General features: G+C 36.4%; 17 protein-coding genes. 9 read left to right on the plus strand and 8 right to left on the minus strand.

The window, feature by feature from the left end; translation table 11 throughout:
* Positions 1-231 precede the first annotated feature (231 nt).
* The 4 genes from GYX25_RS04090 to ubiG form a co-directional block, all read right to left on the minus strand.
* The gene (locus tag GYX25_RS04090; protein ID WP_174786785.1) at positions 232-1,821 is read right to left on the minus strand and encodes a hypothetical protein; all 1,590 of its coding nucleotides are present in this window, start codon (positions 1,819-1,821) and stop codon (positions 232-234) included.
* A gap of 273 nt (positions 1,822-2,094) precedes the next feature.
* A complete protein-coding gene (locus GYX25_RS04095) occupies positions 2,095-2,247 on the minus strand; it encodes a hypothetical protein (RefSeq protein ID WP_174786786.1) in 153 nt (50 codons plus the stop codon).
* A gap of 73 nt (positions 2,248-2,320) precedes the next feature.
* Complete coding sequence (gene guaB / locus GYX25_RS04100) at positions 2,321-3,787, minus strand: IMP dehydrogenase (RefSeq protein ID WP_174786787.1); 1,467 nt, start codon at positions 3,785-3,787, stop codon at positions 2,321-2,323.
* Positions 3,788-3,901: 114 nt separating this feature from the next.
* On the minus strand, positions 3,902-4,603 hold the full coding sequence (ubiG, locus tag GYX25_RS04105; RefSeq protein ID WP_091347203.1) for a bifunctional 2-polyprenyl-6-hydroxyphenol methylase/3-demethylubiquinol 3-O-methyltransferase UbiG: 702 nt from the start codon (positions 4,601-4,603) through the stop codon (positions 3,902-3,904).
* 293 nt (positions 4,604-4,896) lie between these two features.
* On the opposite strand from ubiG, the gene GYX25_RS04110 reads away from it, so the two are divergent.
* The 9 genes from GYX25_RS04110 to GYX25_RS04150 all read left to right on the plus strand — a co-directional run bounded on the left by GYX25_RS04110 (position 4,897) and on the right by GYX25_RS04150 (position 16,800).
* Positions 4,897-6,258, plus strand: a complete 1,362-nt coding sequence (locus tag GYX25_RS04110) for a sodium-dependent transporter (RefSeq protein WP_202983813.1) — start codon at positions 4,897-4,899, stop codon at positions 6,256-6,258.
* 339 nt (positions 6,259-6,597) lie between these two features.
* Positions 6,598-8,472 (plus strand): molecular chaperone HtpG, encoded by a 1,875-nt coding sequence (htpG, locus tag GYX25_RS04115; protein WP_091347204.1) that lies wholly within the window; start codon positions 6,598-6,600, stop codon positions 8,470-8,472.
* A gap of 183 nt (positions 8,473-8,655) precedes the next feature.
* Positions 8,656-9,498 carry a BglG family transcription antiterminator LicT gene (gene licT, locus GYX25_RS04120; RefSeq protein WP_174786788.1) on the plus strand — a complete coding sequence of 281 codons (843 nt, stop codon included), beginning with the start codon at positions 8,656-8,658 and terminating at the stop codon, positions 9,496-9,498.
* Between the two features lie 184 nt (positions 9,499-9,682).
* Entirely contained in the window at positions 9,683-11,593 is a 1,911-nt protein-coding gene (locus tag GYX25_RS04125; protein ID WP_174786789.1) for a beta-glucoside-specific PTS transporter subunit IIABC, read from the plus strand.
* Positions 11,594-11,596: 3 nt separating this feature from the next.
* On the plus strand, positions 11,597-12,988 hold the full coding sequence (locus GYX25_RS04130; RefSeq protein ID WP_091347209.1) for a glycoside hydrolase family 1 protein: 1,392 nt from the start codon (positions 11,597-11,599) through the stop codon (positions 12,986-12,988).
* Between the two features lie 108 nt (positions 12,989-13,096).
* Positions 13,097-13,909, plus strand: a complete 813-nt coding sequence (locus GYX25_RS04135; protein WP_174786790.1) for a histidine phosphatase family protein — start codon at positions 13,097-13,099, stop codon at positions 13,907-13,909.
* A gap of 90 nt (positions 13,910-13,999) precedes the next feature.
* Complete coding sequence (locus GYX25_RS04140; RefSeq protein WP_174786791.1) at positions 14,000-15,331, plus strand: hypothetical protein; 1,332 nt, start codon at positions 14,000-14,002, stop codon at positions 15,329-15,331.
* A gap of 13 nt (positions 15,332-15,344) precedes the next feature.
* A complete protein-coding gene (locus GYX25_RS04145) occupies positions 15,345-16,112 on the plus strand; it encodes a histidine phosphatase family protein (RefSeq protein WP_091347216.1) in 768 nt (255 codons plus the stop codon).
* 142 nt (positions 16,113-16,254) lie between these two features.
* Positions 16,255-16,800 carry a methylated-DNA--[protein]-cysteine S-methyltransferase gene (locus tag GYX25_RS04150; RefSeq protein WP_091347218.1) on the plus strand — a complete coding sequence of 182 codons (546 nt, stop codon included), beginning with the start codon at positions 16,255-16,257 and terminating at the stop codon, positions 16,798-16,800.
* A gap of 25 nt (positions 16,801-16,825) precedes the next feature.
* Here the strand turns inward: GYX25_RS04150 and GYX25_RS04155 are convergent, their stop codons facing one another.
* The 4 genes from GYX25_RS04155 to eno all read right to left on the minus strand — a co-directional run bounded on the left by GYX25_RS04155 (position 16,826) and on the right by eno (position 21,220).
* Positions 16,826-17,713, minus strand: coding sequence for a hypothetical protein (locus GYX25_RS04155; RefSeq protein ID WP_091347220.1), 888 nt, complete (start codon positions 17,711-17,713; stop codon positions 16,826-16,828).
* 41 nt (positions 17,714-17,754) lie between these two features.
* A complete protein-coding gene (locus GYX25_RS04160; protein WP_091347223.1) occupies positions 17,755-18,669 on the minus strand; it encodes a lysine exporter LysO family protein in 915 nt (304 codons plus the stop codon).
* 79 nt (positions 18,670-18,748) lie between these two features.
* Positions 18,749-19,693 (minus strand): VirK/YbjX family protein, encoded by a 945-nt coding sequence (locus GYX25_RS04165; RefSeq protein WP_091347225.1) that lies wholly within the window; start codon positions 19,691-19,693, stop codon positions 18,749-18,751.
* 225 nt (positions 19,694-19,918) lie between these two features.
* Positions 19,919-21,220, minus strand: a complete 1,302-nt coding sequence (gene eno / locus GYX25_RS04170) for a phosphopyruvate hydratase (RefSeq protein WP_086358974.1) — start codon at positions 21,218-21,220, stop codon at positions 19,919-19,921.
* Positions 21,221-21,236 lie beyond the last annotated feature (16 nt).

A 21,236-nucleotide genomic window follows, 5' to 3' on the forward strand; every position in this document is an offset into this window, starting at 1 on the left:
ATACCTTTTCTGACCGATTTTTAATGAAAAATTGAAGCGTGTTTTAAGAATTAAAAGTAGTTATTGCTTTGGTTGTTTGCGGCTTATGTTGTTGTAGTAATTAACCACAACAGCACAAGCCCCATTTTACTAATCCCCCCAACTCCGCGGAGGCGCTGTTCTTTGCTATATTGCCTTCTTGTTGGCACCATCCGCCCCCGAGCCCTAAGTCTAAGAATTAAAGACTAAAAACTAAGGTACGGTGCAAACAACATGATTGCGGATCTCCGGAAAGTCGAGAAGGACCTTGCCGTCAATCGGGTTGACAGAAAACCACTGATTACCTGAAGCGTCGCTCGTCCAGTTTTCGTAGCGACCAAAGCCCGGACCGCTGTAACTTATCAACTGCCCCCACTCAGTGAAAAATCCTGCACCTATTTGTCGTTGGTAAAAATTATGAGATGATGACGGTGTTGCGCCATCGATTCCGTCTACGCACCGAAAATTAAAATGTATACCACACTTCGCGTTAGTTAAATCCTTTATATGCGGCATTCGATAACCCAAACTATTACACCAAGCTGTTTGAGTTTCTATATCAAAGAACTCATACCCCCGATTGACAAACCACTGCTTCAACATAAACCCATACTTGAGTATCACATTACCACTACTATCCTTACCCACTAACTCAAATGTCTGCGGCAAAACTGGCTTTTCAAGCGTACTAGGATTATCAGAAGCCACCTGACCAGGAGTTGCCCTAGGACCCGTTAATGTTACCCGAGCTACACGGGTTGTTCTATTAAAAATCCAATCATCACTTTTGTTTGGTCTTACCCATGTGACTGTAGCAGTTATCCCGCCCAAGGTGACAGGTGACCACGTCAACTCATTTCCATCTCCGCCACGGACAATTAAATCAAAATACAAACCATCAGCACCCGTAGTAGGAAAATTATTACCGTAAGATAACGGACTGGTTGACTGAACTAAAAAACCGTTGCCGGGATTCCATATGTTAGCTGGGCCTCTAAAATCATGTAAGCCATTATTGAGATTCGGCCTTATATAACAAATACTAGAATCATACGGATTGATATAATACGACACTGAGTAACTATCGAAATGGCTTGTATTAGGGACTCCGTACTGTGTAGTTAAACTTCCTTCTGTACTACTCAATGTTATCTTATATGGGGCCTTACAGGAATCTAATATATCATTACGACCTACCGTATTACCGTCCTTATCAGTAAAATTCACCGAGATACTACCCGTCACAGTAACACCATTGGTATCCTCACCATCTCCATCAGCATCTCCCCAATAATGATAGGTGTTCACTAAATCATTTAAACTTACTGAATCAGCTGATGGTGGTATTAACGTGCCTATATCCCCCAATGTAATCCCTGCATAAGGTAATCTTATTGGATTCATGGCATTTGATGTATTAAACGTTGGTTTAATGATTCGACCATCTGGCAACGTGATAGACAATAAAGTCTTCGCTGAAAACTCTTTAGTTCGCCCCCCATCAAACGTTAAATACGGCTCACTACCCTCAATAACGTTTGATGTACTTGACGACATATAAATCGATAACGCTTGTGTACCAAACGAACACGACAGTAACAACAATGCCGCAAAGACCGGGGAAGACTTTGATAAGGGGGATAAAGGCTTGCACCTTGACCTTGATGATACCTCAGACGGTGACGCTAAGCTCGATGATTTCGATAATAAAAATGAGAATGGAGTCTGTTTTAGACTACGGTGATATTGAAAAAAATTTAGGGCGTAGTTTTGACAAACTAGAATCCAACTATGGTAGCGCACTTCATTCATCCTATTAATTAATTGTTTTATTTTAATTTTTATAATTGCACGCTCAACTAATGAGCATTACTCTGATTTAAAAAATTTAAATTATAATTAGTTGAAAAATAATGTGTTGGCCTTTTTGTTAAAAAACTGTAAAATTTTGTCAGGATGATGGATAAGATTTTATCGGTATGTTTTGGGAAATGGTTTGGGTCGATTAAATAGACTAAATGCGAGAGTTTTGGACGTTTGTAGTTTTATGTTCAAAATAGCTACCATAACCACATCCTATTTAGAGGATTTTTTTGCAAAATAAACAGCTTCTAAAAATGCATTATGTGGGTTGTCTGGAAATTGCTTTAATGCCATAACTCCAACATGGTCACTTTGGTGTGGTGTAAAGGATCGGCGGGTATCGGGGATAAAGAAAGCGTCGTCCATTTTATGTAAGCAATGGATTTTACCATTTTTAAACAGTGTTTAGATAATAAAAAAAGAGGGACGTCCCTCTTTTTTATGAGCCTGCGCGATAATTAGGTGGCTCTTTGGTAATAAGAACGTCATGGACATGGCTTTCTTTCATGCCTGCGCCAGTAATACGGTAGAATGTCGACTTTGTACGTAAGTCATTAATTGTTGCGCAACCAGTTAGCCCCATGCAAGATCTTAAGCCCCCCATTTGTTGGTGAATAATTTCTTTTAGTGGACCTTTATAGGCAATGCGCCCTTCTATGCCTTCTGGTACAAGCTTGTCGGCAGCGTTGTCGGTTTGGAAATAGCGGTCAGAAGACCCTTTGGCCATTGCACCTAGCGATCCCATTCCACGGTATGATTTATAGGCTCTACCTTGGAATAACTCGATTTCACCTGGGGCTTCTTCGGTACCGGCAAACATTGAACCAACCATTACACAAGAAGCGCCTGCGGCGATCGCTTTAGCAATATCACCAGAAAAGCGAATTCCACCATCAGCAATAACTGGGATGTTGTGTTTTTGTGCCACTTCGACCGCATCCATAATAGCGCTAATTTGTGGTACACCAACACCCGTGACAATACGGGTTGTACAAATAGATCCAGGCCCAATTCCAACTTTAACCGCGCTAACACCTGCATCAATTAAGGCTTTGGCGCCTTCGGCTGTTGCAATATTGCCACCAATAATTTGTAGATCAGGATAAGCCTTTCTTGCTTGGCGAATACGCTCTAGTACACCTTCTGAATGGCCGTGTGATGAATCAATTAATAATACATCAACCCCCGCTTCAACTAATGCGGCAATGCGCTCTTCATTTCCGGCTGCAGCACCAACAGCAGCACCTACACGTAGGCGGCCTTTTTCGTCCTTACAAGCATTAGGTTTTTGTTCCGCTTTGTTATAGTCCTTGACGGTGATCATGCCTTTTAGGTGGAATCGTGAATCAACCACAAGAACTTTTTCAACACGGTGTTCATGCATTTTTTTCAGTACGATTTCGCGTTGCTCACTTTCTTTTACAGTAACTAAACGTTCTTTTGGCGTCATAACAGCTGTAACGGGTAAAGATAAATCAGTTGCAAATCGGACATCACGTGCGGTAATAATTCCGACTAATTCTTGGCTTTCAGTTACAACAGGAAACCCTGCAAAACCATATTCTTTTGCCAATTCAATTACTTGCCGTATAGTTGAAGTAGGTAAGACAGATACCGGATCTTGCACAATACCACTTTCATGCTTCTTAACACGTCTTACGTGATTAGCTTGGTTTTCGATGGACATATTTTTGTGTATAAAACCAATTCCGCCTTCTTGCGCTAGCGCAATAGCAAGATCAGCTTCAGTAACTGTGTCCATTGCAGCAGATAGCATTGGAATATTGAGCTTTATTGTTCGGGTTAGTTGAGTGCTAATATCGGCTGTGTTAGGTAATACCGTTGAGTGAGCTGGAACTAACAATACGTCGTCAAACGTGAGGGCTTCTTTAATTATGCGAGACATGACAATATTCACCATTGGGTTGGATTGTTGATAAAATATTGCCGAAGCATTTTACTCACTTTTACTATAAAAAACTAGCGATATTTAGTGTTAGATGCGATTTATTATCGCAAGCTATTTACGATTGGCCATTAAAATGTAGTTAACATCAATATTTGGTCCTAATTGAAATTGGTTTTTTAATAAATGGTATTCCATTCCTATTACATCACCAACAATAAGTTCAGCTTGTTCAACAAGTGTCATTAATTCTGATGGGCGAATAAAACGATTAAAGTCGTGCGTACCTTTGGGTACTAAGCGAGCAATATATTCTGCCCCATAAATTAATAATAATTTGGCTTTATGATTGCGATTGATGGTCGATAAAAACAGTTTGCCTTCGGGTTTAAGTAATGTTGCACAAGCCTGAATAATCGAAAACGGATCAGGCACGTGTTCTAATAACTCCATGCAGGTAATCACATCATAATGCCCTGGGTGTTGTTGTGCATGATCTTCAACCGTTTGTTTTTGATAATTGATCATAAGGCCATTTTGTTCGGCATGAATTTTGGCAACACTAAGCGATTCATCTGCAAGATCAATGGCGGTTACATTTGCTCCCAATTTGGCTAGGCTTTCAGACAAGATCCCACCACCACATCCTACATCAAGTACGGTTTTGTTAGTTAACGATCCACATTTTTGTTGTACATAATCCACTCGCAATGGGTTGATTATATGTAGTGGTTTGCATTTGCCATTTGGATTCCACCAATCGGCGGCAAGTTGTGAAAATTTGTCAATTTCGTTTTGGTCTATATTTTGTGACATAATGACTCTTTAGTATCAATAAAATCTAATATCAACTATATGCTATGTGCTTGTGATTATCAATAAATGGCCCTAATTATTCTTGTTTATAAAATAGCGACCATTGCAATCATCTTAAAATTAAATATCATATATGTCTATTTAACCTGCTAAATTTTCATACAGATTTAACTAATAACCTGAATAATATCTTGTTTATAGGTTTGTTTCATGGCATGATCAAAGGTTTATTAACAAAAAAAACACTATTCACAACGCTGAATTAAATTAATAAGACTAAAGGAAAAATATTAATGAGTACTGGTACTATGAAAAAAAACCACTCACAATGGAGCTCGCGCATGGGATTTATGCTTGCTGCGGCAGGCTCTGCTGTTGGGTTGGGTAATATTTGGAAATTTCCATATATGGCAGGTCAAATGGGCGGTTCTGCATTTGTACTTACCTATTTGCTATTTATGTTTCTTATCGGCTTGCCGATTTTAGTTTTAGAATGGCTAATTGGCCGTCGCGGGCAAAAAAACCCAATCCATACAATGGAGGATGTCGCTGTTGCAGAAGGCCATTCAAAATCTTGGCGCTGGGTCGGTATTATTGGTGTAGTAGGTTCTTTTTTAATCCTATCATTTTATAGCGTTATTGGCGGTTGGGCGACCGATTATATTTTTATAGCAGCTAAAGGCTCATTTGATGGAGCAAGTGGTGCAATTACTCAACAAATTTTTGATGATTTCCGTGGTAACGTAAGCCATTTATTAACTTGGCATACCATATTTATGGCCATCACTGCACTTATCGTTGCGTTAGGTGTTGGTGCTGGTTTAGAGCGTGCTTGTAAGCTGATGATGCCAGGATTAGGTATTTTATTATTAATTCTTGTTGGCTATGCGGCTTATGCTAGCGGTCCATCTTTTGGTGTTGCATGTGAATTTTTATTTTCACCTAATTGGTCAGCGTTAAATGGCACGGCTATTTTAGCGGCATTAGGTCATGCATTCTTTAGTTTATCGTTAGGTATGGGTATTATGATGGCATATGGTTCATACCTAGGACAAGACGTCAACTTATTGTCAACTGCGCGTACAGTTGTAATATTAGACGTTATTGTTGCCGTATTATCTGGTTTAGCTATTTTCCCTTTAGTTTTTGCTAACGGTTTACCTCCAGCAGTAGGAGAAGGCCTTATTTTCGTTACACTACCAATAGCATTTGGTAACATGGCTGGTGGTGCGATTTTAGGTATATTGTTCTTTATCTTCTTAACTTTTGCGGCATTAACGTCTTCTATTTCGTTACTTGAACCAACCGTTGAATTATTAGAAGAAAAAACTCCACTAGGCAGAAAAGCAGCAACGCTCACAAGTAGTATCGTCATTTGGGCTTTAGGTATTGCTTGTTTGTTATCCTTTAACTTATGGTCCGATGTTCAACTCTTTGATAAACACATTTTTGATTTATTAGACTATTTAACAAGTAAAATCATGTTACCAGTGACTGGTTTAGGCACTGTGATATTTGGTGCTTGGATGATGAACCAAAAACGTATCTGCTCAGAGTTAAATTTAAGTCCTTTCTGGTTTAGTATTTGGACTTTATTATCACGATTCGTTATTCCTGTTGCGGTAATTTTTATTCTTGTTTACGGGTTAATGTAATTGTAATTTAGTGTAACGTGTTTTTTTAGTTTAAAGCCTTGATTCATTCAAGGCTTTTTTTACCCTATTTTTGCGGCAGTTTTAGTTAAGTTTATTAACAAAAAATAACCAAACAATGTGTAAGAGATAAATTAATTTTCCCATTTCTATTGAAATCTTTTTTTTTATTCCCATATAGCAATACATCAATAAATCAAACCATTATGTTAATTTTATTCGGTTAATACTAACTGATAATGTACTAAGTAGACAGCGTAAAATAATAAAAGTTGTTATAGAAAATTTATTTTTGTCGTTAGAATTAATTGAAATAGCTAAATATAATAGAGGTACTAGTCAATGAGTAAGCAAGGCACTGAAACACGTGGATTTCAATCCGAAGTTAAACAAATCCTACATTTAATGATTCACTCTTTATATTCAAATAAAGAGATTTTTTTAAGAGAGCTTATTTCTAACGCATCTGATGCGGCCGATAAACTCCGCTTTAAAGCACTTGAAAATCCAGATCTATATGCTGGTGATGGTGAACTTGGTGTGCGTATTTCGGCCAATAAAGAAGCCGGCACTTTAACGATTGCCGATAACGGTATTGGGATGACACGTGATGAGGTGATTGAAAACTTAGGTACAATTGCTAAATCAGGCACTAAAGCATTTTTAGAATCGATTGGTAGTGATCAGGCTAAAGATAGTCAATTAATTGGTCAGTTTGGTGTAGGTTTTTATTCTGCTTTTATTGTCGCCGATAAAGTTACTGTTAGAACACGCGCAGCCACTGCAAAAGCTGACGAAGCGGTTAAGTGGGAGTCAGCGGGTGAAGGTGAATATACAATATCTGACGATAATAAAGAAACTCGTGGTACCGAAATCACTTTACACTTAAAAGAAGACGAAAAAGAGTTTTTAGATGATTGGCGTTTGCGTTCTATCATTAGCAAATATTCTGATCATATTTCACTTCCTGTTGAAGTACAAACCACTGACGAAGAGAGCAAAGAAGTTAAGTGGGAAAAAGTCAACAAAGCCCAAGCACTTTGGACACGTAGCAAATCAGAAGTCACTGATGAAGAATACAAAGAATTTTATAAACACTTGTCACACGATTTTGCTGACCCATTAAGCTGGAGCCATAATCGTGTAGAAGGAAAACAAGAATACACTAGTCTACTTTACATCCCTGCAAAAGCACCTTGGGATATGTGGAATCGCGATAATAAACACGGTCTAAAACTGTATGTACAACGCGTGTTTATTATGGATGATGCTGAACAATTTATGCCAAACTATTTACGTTTTGTTAAAGGCTTAATTGATTCAAATGATCTACCATTAAACGTATCGCGCGAAATTTTGCAAGACAACAAAATCACCCAAAACTTGCGTAATGCATGTACTAAACGTGTATTACAAATGCTTGAAAAACTTGCTAAAGACGACAAAGAACAATATCAACAGTTCTGGAATGAGTTTGGTTTAGTATTAAAAGAAGGTACTGGTGAAGACTTTGCCAACCGTGAAACAATTGCTAAATTACTTCGTTTTACGTCAACTCATACTGATAGCGATGCGCAAACTGTTGCGTTAGATGATTACATTAGCCGTATGCAAGAAGGTCAAGAAAAGATCTACTATATTACCGCTGACAGCTATGGTGCCGCTAAAAATAGCCCTCATCTTGAGCTATTCCGTAAAAAAGGCATTGAAGTATTATTATTGTCCGATCGTATTGATGAATGGATGATGAGCAATTTAACTGAATTTGATGGCAAACAGTTCCAATCTATTAGTAAATCAGACGAATCAATCGAAAAACTTGCCGATCAAGATAGTGAAGAGCAAAAACAAGTTGAAAAAGAACTTGAACCATTTATTGAACGAGTCAAAACCGCATTAGGCGATAAGGTGAAAGACGTTAAATTAACTCATCGGTTAACTGATACACCAGCAATTGTCACCACAGCTGCTGACGAAATGAGTACACAAATGGCTAAATTGTTTGCAGCAGCAGGTCAGAAAGCGCCGGAAATCAAATACACGTTTGAAATCAATCCAGATCATAAATTGGTTAAACGTATTGCCGATACACAAGATGAAAGCGCATTTAACGATTGGGTTGAACTATTACTTGATCAAGCTTTACTTGCTGAAAAAGGCTCGCTTAGCGATCCAAGCAAATTTATTCAAACCATGAATAAATTATTAGCGCAATAATTAAGCTAAATATCAAAATATTACCCGATACGCTTAGTCGATCGGGTTTTTTTTGTAATATTGGGTATTTGTCAATAACTGATCTAGCAAAAGTATGATACTTATCACACTTTTTTATATTTCTGCTTTCTATTTTTTGAGTGCGATTGATAATAGCTTATCTAAAAAGTTAGATTAAATATAATGAAAGTTCATAAAATACTAAATAATAACGTTGTTGTGACAATCGATGAAAAAGGGAAAGAGCTTATTCTTACTGGCCGTGGCATCGGTTTTAAAAAACGCGAAGGCGATTTAATTGATTCAAATCTTATCGAAAAAAAGTTTTCACTAGAAAACAAAGACACAGCATTCAAATTTACCGAGTTACTGTCGCAGATCCCACTTGAGATATTAACCACGTCTGAAATTATTATTAATCATGCGAAACAATTTATTGAAGGTGAATTACAAGATAGTATCTATATTTCGTTAACCGATCATATTCATTGGGCTATTGAACGCCATAAGCATGGTTTTGATATTCCTAATGGTTTTTTGTGGGAAATCAAAAAATTCTATCCTAAAGAATTTAAAATTGGTTTATATGCTCTATCGGTAATTAAACAACGCCTAAACGTAGAACTGCCAGAAGACGAAGCAGGTTACATCACATTCCATATAATTAATGCACAACTTAATGGCACTATGCCTAATATTTTTAATATGACAAAAATCATGCGCGAAATACTCAATATCGTAAAATACCATTTTAACTTTGAATATGATGAAAACTGCCTATCTTATCAGCGCTTTGTCACTCATTTAAAATTTTTTGCACACCGTATACTAAATCAACAATCCCAACCACAACAAGATGCTTCTTTGTATGAAATTATCCGCCAAAAATACAAAAAAGCCTATTTATGTACTAAGCAAATTGATCTGCATTTGATACATCAATATCAGCACCCGCTTTCTGATGATGAAAGTCTGTATTTAACCATTCATATTGAGCGACTGCGTACGGAACTTAAAAATTCATAATGTGAGGTAAATCACATTTTTGTGATCATTATTATAGAAGTCTTATCTATTCTGTAAATTTGTGCTAGTCTAAAAATCACTGAGTGGATTGTTACTGCAAAGTTAAAAACGTTTACTTTGCAAGCAAAACCTAGACCCAAAGCTTGGGGTCTAGGTTTTTTTTTGTCAAAAATAAGGATAAGGTATGAAAAACAAAGAGCTTGCCGAATCAATAATTAATAATATAGGTGGTAAAGATAACATCATCAGCCTAGTGCACTGCGCAACTCGTTTACGATTCGTCCTAAAGGATGAAACAAAAGCTGATGCCGAAGTGCTAAAAAAACAAAAAGGTGTAATAACCGTTGTACAAAGTAGTGGGCAATTTCAAGTAGTAATTGGCAATAATGTTGCTGATGTTTATAGTGACATTATGCAGTTAACTCATCTCAACGAAACCGACAACAAAAAAACTCAATCGAATAAAAAATCGGGGTTATTATCGAAACTAATCGATTTAGTATCAAATATTTTTATTCCTGTGTTAGTCGTCATGGTGGCAGGTGGTATTTTAAAAGGAGTGTTTGCGCTATTACAAACAGTAGATATTGTCCAAAAAGGCACACCAACTTTTAAGTTTCTAGATGCAATATCCGACGCTCCACTCTACTATTTACCGATGATTTTAGGCTTTTCTGCCGTTAAAAAGTTTGGTGGTAACCCTTATATGGGGTTAGCTATTGGCGGTGCATTGCTTCACCCAAGTGTAAGCAACATGATACCGGCAGGCAAACTTTTGCTAAAAACTGAACTATTTGGCATTCCGATTGACTTAATTCCTTATGGCTCATCGGTATTCCCAGTTATTTTAGCTGCATGGTTTTATTCGTTATTAGAACGAAATTTATATAAAATCATGCATGATTCATTCAAAAAATTCATTGCACCATTACTTGGCTTCATTATCACAGTGCCATTGACCTTTGCGCTTATTGGTCCTGCTGTAACTTATGGTAGTGCTTGTATAGCTGCTGGTATTGAATATTTGTATGCACTTAACCCAATTATTGCATCGATGATTTTAGCACCACTTTGGCAAGTATTGGTGATTTTTGGTATTCACTGGGGTCTTGTTCCGCTTTGTTTAAACAATATAGCAACTGTTCATCAAGATTTTCTATTACCAATATTATTTCCAGCCGTGTTTGCACAAGTTGGTGCAGTATTTGCTGTAATGCTAAGAGCAAAAGATCCAGAATTTAAAGCGCTAGCAAGTTCTTCGGTATTATCTGGTATTTTTGGTGTTACTGAGCCGGCTATTTACGGTGTTAACTTACCACTTAAAAGACCATTTATTATTGGTTGCTTATCGGCAATTATTGGTGGTGCAATTGTTGGTTATTACCATAGTGTGATTTATTCTTTTAGCTTTATTAATGTCTTTTCATTTTTACAATTAATTTCACCTGAACACGGCATTGATGAAAAATTTTACGCAGTTGTATTTGGTTGTATTATTTCGTTTATCGTTGCCTTAATCGCTACTTATCTGTTTGGCATTTCACAAGATAAAATTAGCATGATATCAAAAAATGATACTCAAAAAGACGAAGAAAATAACCAAGACAACACCAACCAAACTAATACCGACAGCGTCACTATTTTCAGCCCAATGACAGGCAAAGTTATCCCACTAAGCGAAGTTAACGATCCTACTTTTGCCAATGAATTGATGGGTAAAGGCATTGCCATCATCCCAACTGTTGGTCAAGCCGTAGCACCTGATGACGGTGAAGTAGTATCACTATTTAGAACAAAACACGCGATTGGTTTCCAAACGAATTCCGGTGCCGAAATATTAATTCATATTGGTATTGATACCGTAAAATTAGACGGGCAACACTTTCAAGCGCATATCGAAGCAGGAAGTAAAGTGAAAAAAGGCGATCTATTAGTTAGTTTTGATATCGACGCAATTAAACAAGCAGGATTTGAAGTAACCACACCGATAATTATAACTAATACTGATAATTATCAAGATATAGAGTGTATTTTTAAACAAGATATTACCAAAAATGGTGATGCATTATTATCGCTATCAGCAGATAAGGAGTAAAACATGTCAACACAATTTCCTAGTGATTTTTTATGGGGTGGTGCTATTGCCGCCAATCAAGTTGAAGGCGCATATCGCAAGGCAGGTAAAGGGTTATCAACATCAGACTGCACACCTAATGGCCTGTTTGGCGATATTATTGATCGAAACAAGCACGATATTAGTAGTATAAAAGACAACGCAATTGATTTTTATCACCGTTATCCAGAAGACATCGCTCTATTTGCTGAAATGGGTTTTACCTGTCTGCGTACATCTATTGCTTGGACGCGAATTTTTCCTAATGGTGACGAAAAGCAACCAAATGAAGATGGTTTAGCGTTTTATGATAAGTTATTTGACGAAATGGCAAAACACAATATCACGCCACTTGTCACCCTATCACATTACGAAATGCCCTATTATCTTGTAACTGAATACGGTGGCTGGGGTAATCGCCAAGTGATTGAGTTTTTTACGCGTTATGCCAAAGTCGTCTTTGAACGTTACAAAAATAAAGTTAAATATTGGTTAACATTTAACGAAATTAACATGTCATTACACGAACCATTTACAGGTGTAGGATTAGATAGAAACAGTACAAAACAGCAAATCTACCAAGCTATTCACCACCAACTTGTCGCCAGCAGCCGAGCGGTCAAATTATGTCATGACATCATCCCTGATGCCAAAATCGGTAATATGCTACTAGGTGCTGTTGCCTACCCATTAACACCAAAACCAGAAGACGTTTGGGCTACACATCAAGAAAACCACGGTTGGTTATTCTTTGGTGATATTCAAGTTAGAGGTTATTACCCAACCTATATGAATCGATTCTTTAAAGAACATAACATCAAGCTCGATATTACTGAACAAGACAAACAGGATCTAAAAGAAACCGTCGATTTTGTTTCGTTCAGTTATTACATGAGCTGCTGTGCAACCGCTGACGAGTCGCAAAAAACCAAAGGTAATATCTTAGATATGGTACCAAACCCTTACCTTAAAGCCTCAGAATGGGGATGGCAAATCGATCCTGTTGGTATTCGCTATCTACTTAACTTACTTTATGAACGTTACCAAAAACCATTATTTATTGTCGAAAACGGCCTCGGTGCCAAAGATACACTCGAAGCTGATGGTACTATCCATGATGATTACCGCATCAATTATATGAATGATCACTTAGTACAAATCCGAGCAGCCATTAACGACGGCGTTGAAGTCATGGGTTATACCAGTTGGGGGCCAATCGATCTTATTAGCGCCTCAAAAGCAGAGGTAACTAAACGTTACGGCTTTATTTATGTTGACCTAAACCAAGATGGTTCTGGCACATTAAAACGCTATAAAAAACAAAGCTTTTACTGGTATCAATCAGTAATTTCATCTAGAGGTGAGAATTTAAAATAGTCAGATAATTTAAGGGGGAATGATGATAACTAATTCCCCTATTATCCTAAAATAAATTTTGCAAAATGAGTGTGCCCTACTAACCGTTAGCCACTCAAGGAATATAACATGAAGAAAAAAACAATAAAAACGTTACTAACCAGTACGTTAATCATTATTACAGCTTTACTAACCAGTTGTGCCCACTCGCCATCTAAAGCAAAAGACAACAAGGCTGATGGTGATATAACAATCTACTTTGCTCGCCATGGTAAAACCTTATTTAATACCTATGATTTAGTACAAGGTTGGGCCGATTCGCCGCTTACAGATCAAGGTATTGAACTTGCACACTATCTTGGCGAAGGATTAAAAGATATCCAGTTTGATGCTTATTATACAAGTGATGCAGGGCGACAACGCGAAACCATGCAAGAGCTTCTTAAACAAAAAGGTGTTAAGGATTATAAAATTCGTGAACTTAAAGAATTACGTGAAGTATTTTTTGGCGGTTTTGAAGGTGGACCAAATAAAAAAATGGTTCGTGCTAGCATGAAACTAGCAGGATATAACTCTGTCGATGCGTTTTATAAAAATTACCAAGCTGGCAACCTAACTATAGATGTAATGATAAATTCAACTGCCAAAGCAGATCCCAAACACCAAGCAGAAAGTTACCAACAAGTGAAGGCAAGAACACAAGATGCGTTAAAAACCATCATCCAAAATGCACAACATAATCATGAAAAAACTATTCTCGCTATTTCATCTGGAATGTCAATGCAAGCGATGATTTATGATCTTACTGACAACAAAGATAAAAATAAACCGCTATCAAATGCAACAGTTGTTAAAATTACCTATAAAAATGGTCAATATAACGTGAGTGAAATTGGTAACATGACATATGTCAATAAAGGCAAATCCGCATTAAACAAATAAAAATAAAAATATAATCTATACATAATGGAATTTACTAAATAAAAAATGAATTTTAATTTTTTATTTAAACATAAGCTAGGAAATACAATAATGAAAGTAAAATATCTCACACTTGCATTGCTGAGTCTGTCAACTTGTTCGGCTCTAGCGGCTCAAGTGAACAATAATTCAGCCTTATATAATGCCTTTTTCACAGATTCTAAATTTAATTTTTCTACGCGTAATCATTGGAAATATTTAAAAGAAAATGCAGCCCAACCCAAAGAAGTACACAGTGCTTGGGGACAAGTATTTAGTTTTGATTATAATTCTGGTTATCTATTTGATACTATTGGATTTGATATTACCTATGATAACGTAATAAAATTGGGGGCCAGTGATTACTTTGCATCCCGTAACTTACTTTATAATGATGGTAAAGGCTATAACAAACACAACGCTCAAGGCTTTAATAAATTTACCCAACGTTATGCAAAAATTAAACTAGGAAACGACGACTTCAATTTAAAGGGTAAAGCAGGCTGGCATAGTTTGAAAGACTTTGGAATAATAAGTTCCGCTAAACATCTTACTCGCCATAGCTATCTTGGTTATAGTGGTACACTAAAATATGATAACATCTACTTTTCATTAGCCTATATCGATAGTACCCTTCCTCGAGAATCTGCTAAAAAATTACATTTTTTAACGGCCGATCGTAAAAAAGTCATCGATAACATTTCAACTGCTGAAATCGCTTATAAAGATAAAGATCTAACTTTGGATTATTCTTATGGTGTTGCTAAAGATTACCTAAGGCGCCACGTAGTTGAATTATCCTATAAACCAATGCAAAAATTGATTTTAGGCGGGCAATTCTATGGAAGCTATGCACTTGACAATTATGACGCCATGAAACAAAACAAAAAAGAGTTTGAAGATCATGCATGGCATTATGCAACTGATGTCGAATGGAAAGAAGATGACTGGAGCGTCAAACTTGGCTTAGCTTACACTGATGCTAACAAACACAATGCGATCGGATATTATAACCGGCATTTAGGTAAAAACACCCGAGGTCGCTTTAATGGGTTAGCCGCAGCAGGTGCTGACTATATGCGTGATGGAGAACTTGTCTTCACCAGTGTACTAACTTATGATTTTGTCAAAGATAACAGCACTGGATTATATATGAACTATGGTGAATTTAATTACAAACATGACACACTAAAAAATGGCGAAATAAATGTTTTCGACATATGGAAACCAACCAGCGGTGCATTTAAAAACCTGTCTATTTTATCTAAAGTAGGTTATGGATGGTCTTACAAAACCACCAGCGGATCAGATATTACACCAAAACTCGATAAACATGGAAAAGCCCAACGCTCACCAACACTTTCTGCAGAAACTGTTATTGATTACCGATTTAATTTGTTATAACTAAGGATAAAATATGAAAAAATTTATTATATTAATCAGCTCATTAATCATCGCTATTTCAACTCTATCACAAGCTTTTGCTGATGATGTTTACCTTTACGTCACTCGGCATGGGAAAACCATGTTCAATAACGTACATCGTGCTCAAGGTTGGTCAGATACACCACTAATAAAACCCGGTGTTGAAGTTGCCGAGCAACTTGGCCGTGGTTTAAAGGATGTCAAATTTATTGCTGCTTATTCAAGCGACTTGGGACGTGCACGTCAAACAGCTCGTGTGGTTTTAGAATCTAAAGGCGATACAACCATTAATATCAACGAAATGGAAGGCCTACGCGAAACCTGTTTTGGTGAATTCGAAGGCGATCTTGATCCAAACATGTGGACCCCTGCTGCACAGCATTTAGGTTATGCAACGGATAAAGATTTAATGGCGGATTTCGCAAAAGGAAACATCACCCTTAAAAAAATGATGGATGCCATTGCCGCTGTCGAAAAATCTGGTGAAGCTGAAGATTACAATAAAGTAAAAACACGTATGCAAGCCTCGTTAAAAGCCATTGCCGAATCAGCTAAAGCACAAGGTGGTGGTAACGTCTTAGTGGTATCTCACGGTATGGCTATCATGGCTATGGCTGAAGAATGGTTAGATAAACCAGTGACAGAGGGGCTTGGTAACGCAAGTGTCACTAAAATTCGTTATACTGATGATGGAAAATTTATTGTCGAAAGCTTAGGTGATATGAGTTATATCGAAAAAGGCAAAAACAAAACTAAATAACCGCAAAATATATGGCTCATTGATGAGCCATATTCCCTATTATTTACTATTCAAACAATATTGATAAATAAATTGGTAGTAATTATCATCATAAACAAGCATAATTTAACATCGTTTTTATCGAATAGAGTTAAAAGACAAGATGTTTTATTTATGCAACTATTCATCCCCAATGGGATTAATTACTCTAGCCAGCCAACAAAATAAGTTAGTTGGAGCTTGGATTGAAGGCGAAAAATATTTTGGTTATACAATTAACACTCAAACAGAAGAAAAACCTAATTTAGCTATTTTTAACTCGACAAAAAAATGGTTTGATGATTATTTTTCAGGAAAGAAACCGAATCTATCTCAACTTAAGCTTGCACCAAATGGCTCCCCTTTTCGACAGCTCGTATGGGAAATTTTATGTAATATCCCATATGGCAAAGTCACAACCTACGGTGATATCGCAAAACAGATCGCCCTGAAAACAAACCAAACAAGCATGGCTAGCCAAGCAGTAGGCGGCGCAGTTGGGCATAATCCAATATCCATTATCATCCCTTGCCACCGCGTTATTGGCGCAAACGGTAATTTAACGGGTTATGCTGGAGGTATAGATAAAAAAATTCAATTGCTACAACACGAAGGGGTCGACACCACACTATTTTTTGTGCCTAAACAAGGTCATTTAAGCACAATCTAAAAAAAACGAAATCTTTTTAATTTGTTTATTTTAGGTGATTGGTTATTTGTACATCATATTTACTTTCATCTATAATATTTACCCAACTTGGTATAATGGGTGTTCGACAGTAATAATTAGCTGAAGGCTGTATATCTTTATTTCTAATTTTTTGAAATTCTGGCGTTTGAGGATCATCAAATAGCTCAGGATCCCGACGACGATTCATTTTGGAAAACAAAAATTCTTCATACCAACTGTTGTGTAACCATGGTTTTGGATAACCTAAAGTGGCATAAATACGGTTACAAATAAAAGTTAACCTCCCACCAAAAACGAAGAAAAAAAAGAACACAAAAGCAACAAAGCCAATACAGCTTGTTTTGGTAATTTCTATCACTTCTAAAGAATCCCACTCATGATTGAATAATACGCTAATGAAAATAAAACCATCGGTACATAATATTATCGATCCAACACCAAACATACAATATTTCAGCAATTGCAACGTCGAAAGACCAACTCCTTTAGGAAAAAATAAAGCATGATATTTAGGAAAGCGGACGGCATAAGCTTGATATTTGTTCTTATCAATTTGTTTGACGACCATTTCGACGTAATCACCATTGTTAAAAGCGACATTTTCTAGCTTACCTTTAACTTTGACATTACCGATATAACAAACAAATGGTGTGCCTTTTAATAGCTTGGTTTGTAGTAACCCAAAAGTAAATAAACTAAGGACAAATTCATAAACAAACTTACATATAGCTGCGGTTATTAGAATAAATCCTCCCAGCATTTCGATAAATAGCCCCCAAATTGACTCAATAAAATCACAGTCTTCAGTTTTTTTATTTTGATCCTTTTCTTTATCTACTTTCAATATTTTTAAACGTCTTACTTTACCTTTTAATAAACTATACTTTCCCATTACTTTTTTTACTCCATTTAAGTAGGCTTTGCTTTTTTAAGCTAAAGCCCAACCCCTCCATAGTTAAATAGCGTGATAAATATCGGCATTATAAGTGTTAATAAAAAACCTTGAGCAATAGCTGCCGGTACAATGGCTATTCCCCCACCTTTTTGTAGCATTGGTAGGGTAAAGTCCATTGATGTTGCACCACATAGTCCTAATGTTGTTAATTGATAACGCTTAATCAATGTAGGAATTAAAATAATCGCACACAATTCTCGTAATATATCATTTAAAAATGTAGCACTACCAATAATTGGACCATGGGCTTCTGTCATTAAAATACCAGATAATGAATACCATCCAAAACCAGAAGACATGGCAAGACCAACACGCGTTGGTAGGTTTAAAATAAATGAGCCAATAACGCCTCCAAGGAAAGCACTTATCACAACCAATAGTGTTGTCACTATACCTATTTTGTTGAGTAGAATTTGCTTTATTGAAATATTATTACTACGTAGTTGAATTCCGATTAAGAATAATAAAAAAACCAATACAACCTGAGTAATGTTTTCAGCATATTGCCAAATAAATAATGGCAATAATCCACAAATAAACCCAATAATTAATGCAATACAAACACGTAATGACTCAATAATCATTTTAAAACGTGAAGCATAAGTATGATCTGTTTTATCTGCCTTGCGAGGGAAAATGTAATCAAAAATAATTAAAACAATAAAATTCCCACCAAATGTACAAATAAAAAGAACAATTGCATAATATAAAATAATTTGCAAATTAGTGGTTAAATTATCTAAATGAGCAAGCTCAGCGCCCATAATGAATAAAATAAGGTAAACCATCCAACTCAACGTTTGGTTAATTTTGGTCATCCAGCTGTTGTTTTTAATTTTAATTAAATAGCCTAAACCCAACGGTATTAGCGCAATAAGAATACCAAAATACATATTTTATTCCTTAACTATTCCTTGCTTACATTGTTAAATTATGGGGTAAGCATACGTTTTAATATATTACTACTAATCATTAGGTTAATGATGCTAACGTTTGCTCAATATTAATTTGAAGCTGATCCAATAACGCATAGCGGTTACGATATTCTGAGCGTTTTTTACTGGCAATTTCTTCAATTGATTTTCGATTAATTTGGTTTGGTAGTATAAATAAACCATTAGTATCTTGTTTTCCATCAAGGGTTAACCAAAAATCGTCATAATCAGACAAAATGCGTTCTTGACGGCTATTATAGCGCCAATTGTTATAAATATGAGTTTTGTTACCCACGGCAACAATTTGCGTTAATTGATAGTAACGGGCAACAGTTAATACAGCTTCAACTGCAACACGTTTAGGAAATAGCCCATAGCAGGCTTTAGTTGCTTTTTGTACGCGAGTACGTGCGTCATCGTGTCCTGTGCCTTGTAATCCAGCAATAAAGAGTGTTGGTTTGCCTTGATATTCAACAATTGAAAACGTTAATGTGGTTAAATCAATCCCATCGCTATCATAAAAATAAAGACTTACTTCGCCTTCTCTGGCAAATTTGTTACGGGCTTGAACGGCAATTTGGATATTCGTTTCATTTTTAACAGCAACATTCGCCAATACAAAAGGCGATTGCGGATTATAAAAAGCTTTAGTTACGCTATCGGGTTGTTTTGCTAAAAAGTCATAATGGTAGGCCAATGCATCATAACGTTCTTTTTGGCTCAAACAAGATGCCAAATAAGGACGTTGTAATTTACATGGTAAATTAGTTTGGCACGAGAAATAATAGCCAAGCAATGGATACTGTCTTAATTTATCAAGCCATTTGAGAGTAATTGGGCTTAAGAACAAGGTTCTTAAAAAAAACTTATAACGATAGGTCGGGTTAAGCCATAATTCGTTTAGCGATAATTTACCGGTATAGAGCCAGTTAAAGAGTTGCCATTTACTTTTTGGCTGAGACATATTCGTAATATTATTCATAAGTAGAACTTTAAATCGAGTTAGTTATTTTAACAATTATAGGGCGACTAAATTAATCAATACGGATTAGTTATTAATAAGTCATAAAAAAATCAAACAATAAGAGTACAACACAACTTTAGTCGGTGCAACCATTCCTACATTAAGTAGGTTAAAATTATATGAAAATAAAAAACGGTGAACTGGTCACCGTTTTTTAGTGATAATTTAGTTTATAAAAACTAATTATTGACCTTTAACTTCTTTTAAACCATTGAATGGTGCTTTTGAACCTAAAGCTTCTTCAATACGGATTAATTGATTATATTTAGCAACACGGTCAGAACGGCTCATTGAACCAGTTTTAATTTGACCAGCAGCTAAACCAACTGCTAAATCAGCAATTGTTGAATCTTCTGTTTCGCCACTACGGTGAGAGATAACAGCGGTATAACCGGCATCTTTAGCCATTTTAACTGCAGCGATAGATTCAGTTAATGTACCGATTTGGTTTACTTTAACTAAGATAGAGTTAGCAATACCTTTTTCAATACCTTGTTTGAAGATTTTAGTATTAGTTACAAATAAATCGTCGCCCACTAATTGAATTTTGTGGCCAAGAGCTTTAGTTTGGTATGCCCAACCTTCCCAATCGCTTTCATCTAAACCATCTTCAATTGATACGATTGGATATTGTTCTGTTAAACCTTCTAGATAATGAGTAAATTCTTGCGCAGTGAATTCTTTATTACCTTCACCTTTTAATACATATTTACCGGTTTCTTTGTTATAAAATTCAGAAGCAGCACAGTCCATCGCTAAAGTAATGTCTTTACCTAATACATAACCAGCTTTTTCTACCGCTTCTTTAATGCAAGCTAACGCTTCAGCATTTGAATCTAAGTTAGGCGCAAAACCACCTTCATCACCAACAGCAGTGTTCATGCCTTTAGCATGTAATACTTTAGCTAAGTTGTGGAATACTTCAGAACCCATGCGAATTGCTTCACGTACTGTTTTAGCACCAACTGGTTGAATCATAAATTCTTGTAAGTCAATGTTGTTATCCGCGTGCTCACCACCATTAATGATGTTCATCATTGGTAATGGCATTGAGTATTGACCTGGAGTGCCGTTAAGGTCAGCAATGTGTTGATAAAGAGGAACACCTTTAGCAGCTGCGGCAGCTTTAGCGGTTGCTAAAGATACGGCAAGAATTGAGTTAGCACCTAAATTAGATTTGAAATCAGTGCCATCTAAATCAAGCATGATTTGGTCAATAGCAGCTTGATCTAATGCATCTTTACCAACAACAGCTTTAGCGATTGGTCCATTTACGTTTTCAACTGCTTTTAATACGCCTTTACCTAAAAAGCGAGATTTGTCACCATCACGAAGTTCTAACGCTTCACGTGAACCAGTTGATGCACCTGATGGAACAATTGCAAGGCCAACAAAACCGCCTTCTAAATGAACTTCGGCTTCAACAGTTGGATTACCACGAGAGTCGATGACTTCACGACCATGTACTTTAACGATTTTTGCCATGTTATTTTCCTCTATA

The sequence above is a fragment of the Gilliamella sp. ESL0254 genome (genome assembly GCF_013344985.1).
GTDB lineage: Bacteria > Pseudomonadota > Gammaproteobacteria > Enterobacterales > Orbaceae > Gilliamella > Gilliamella bombicola.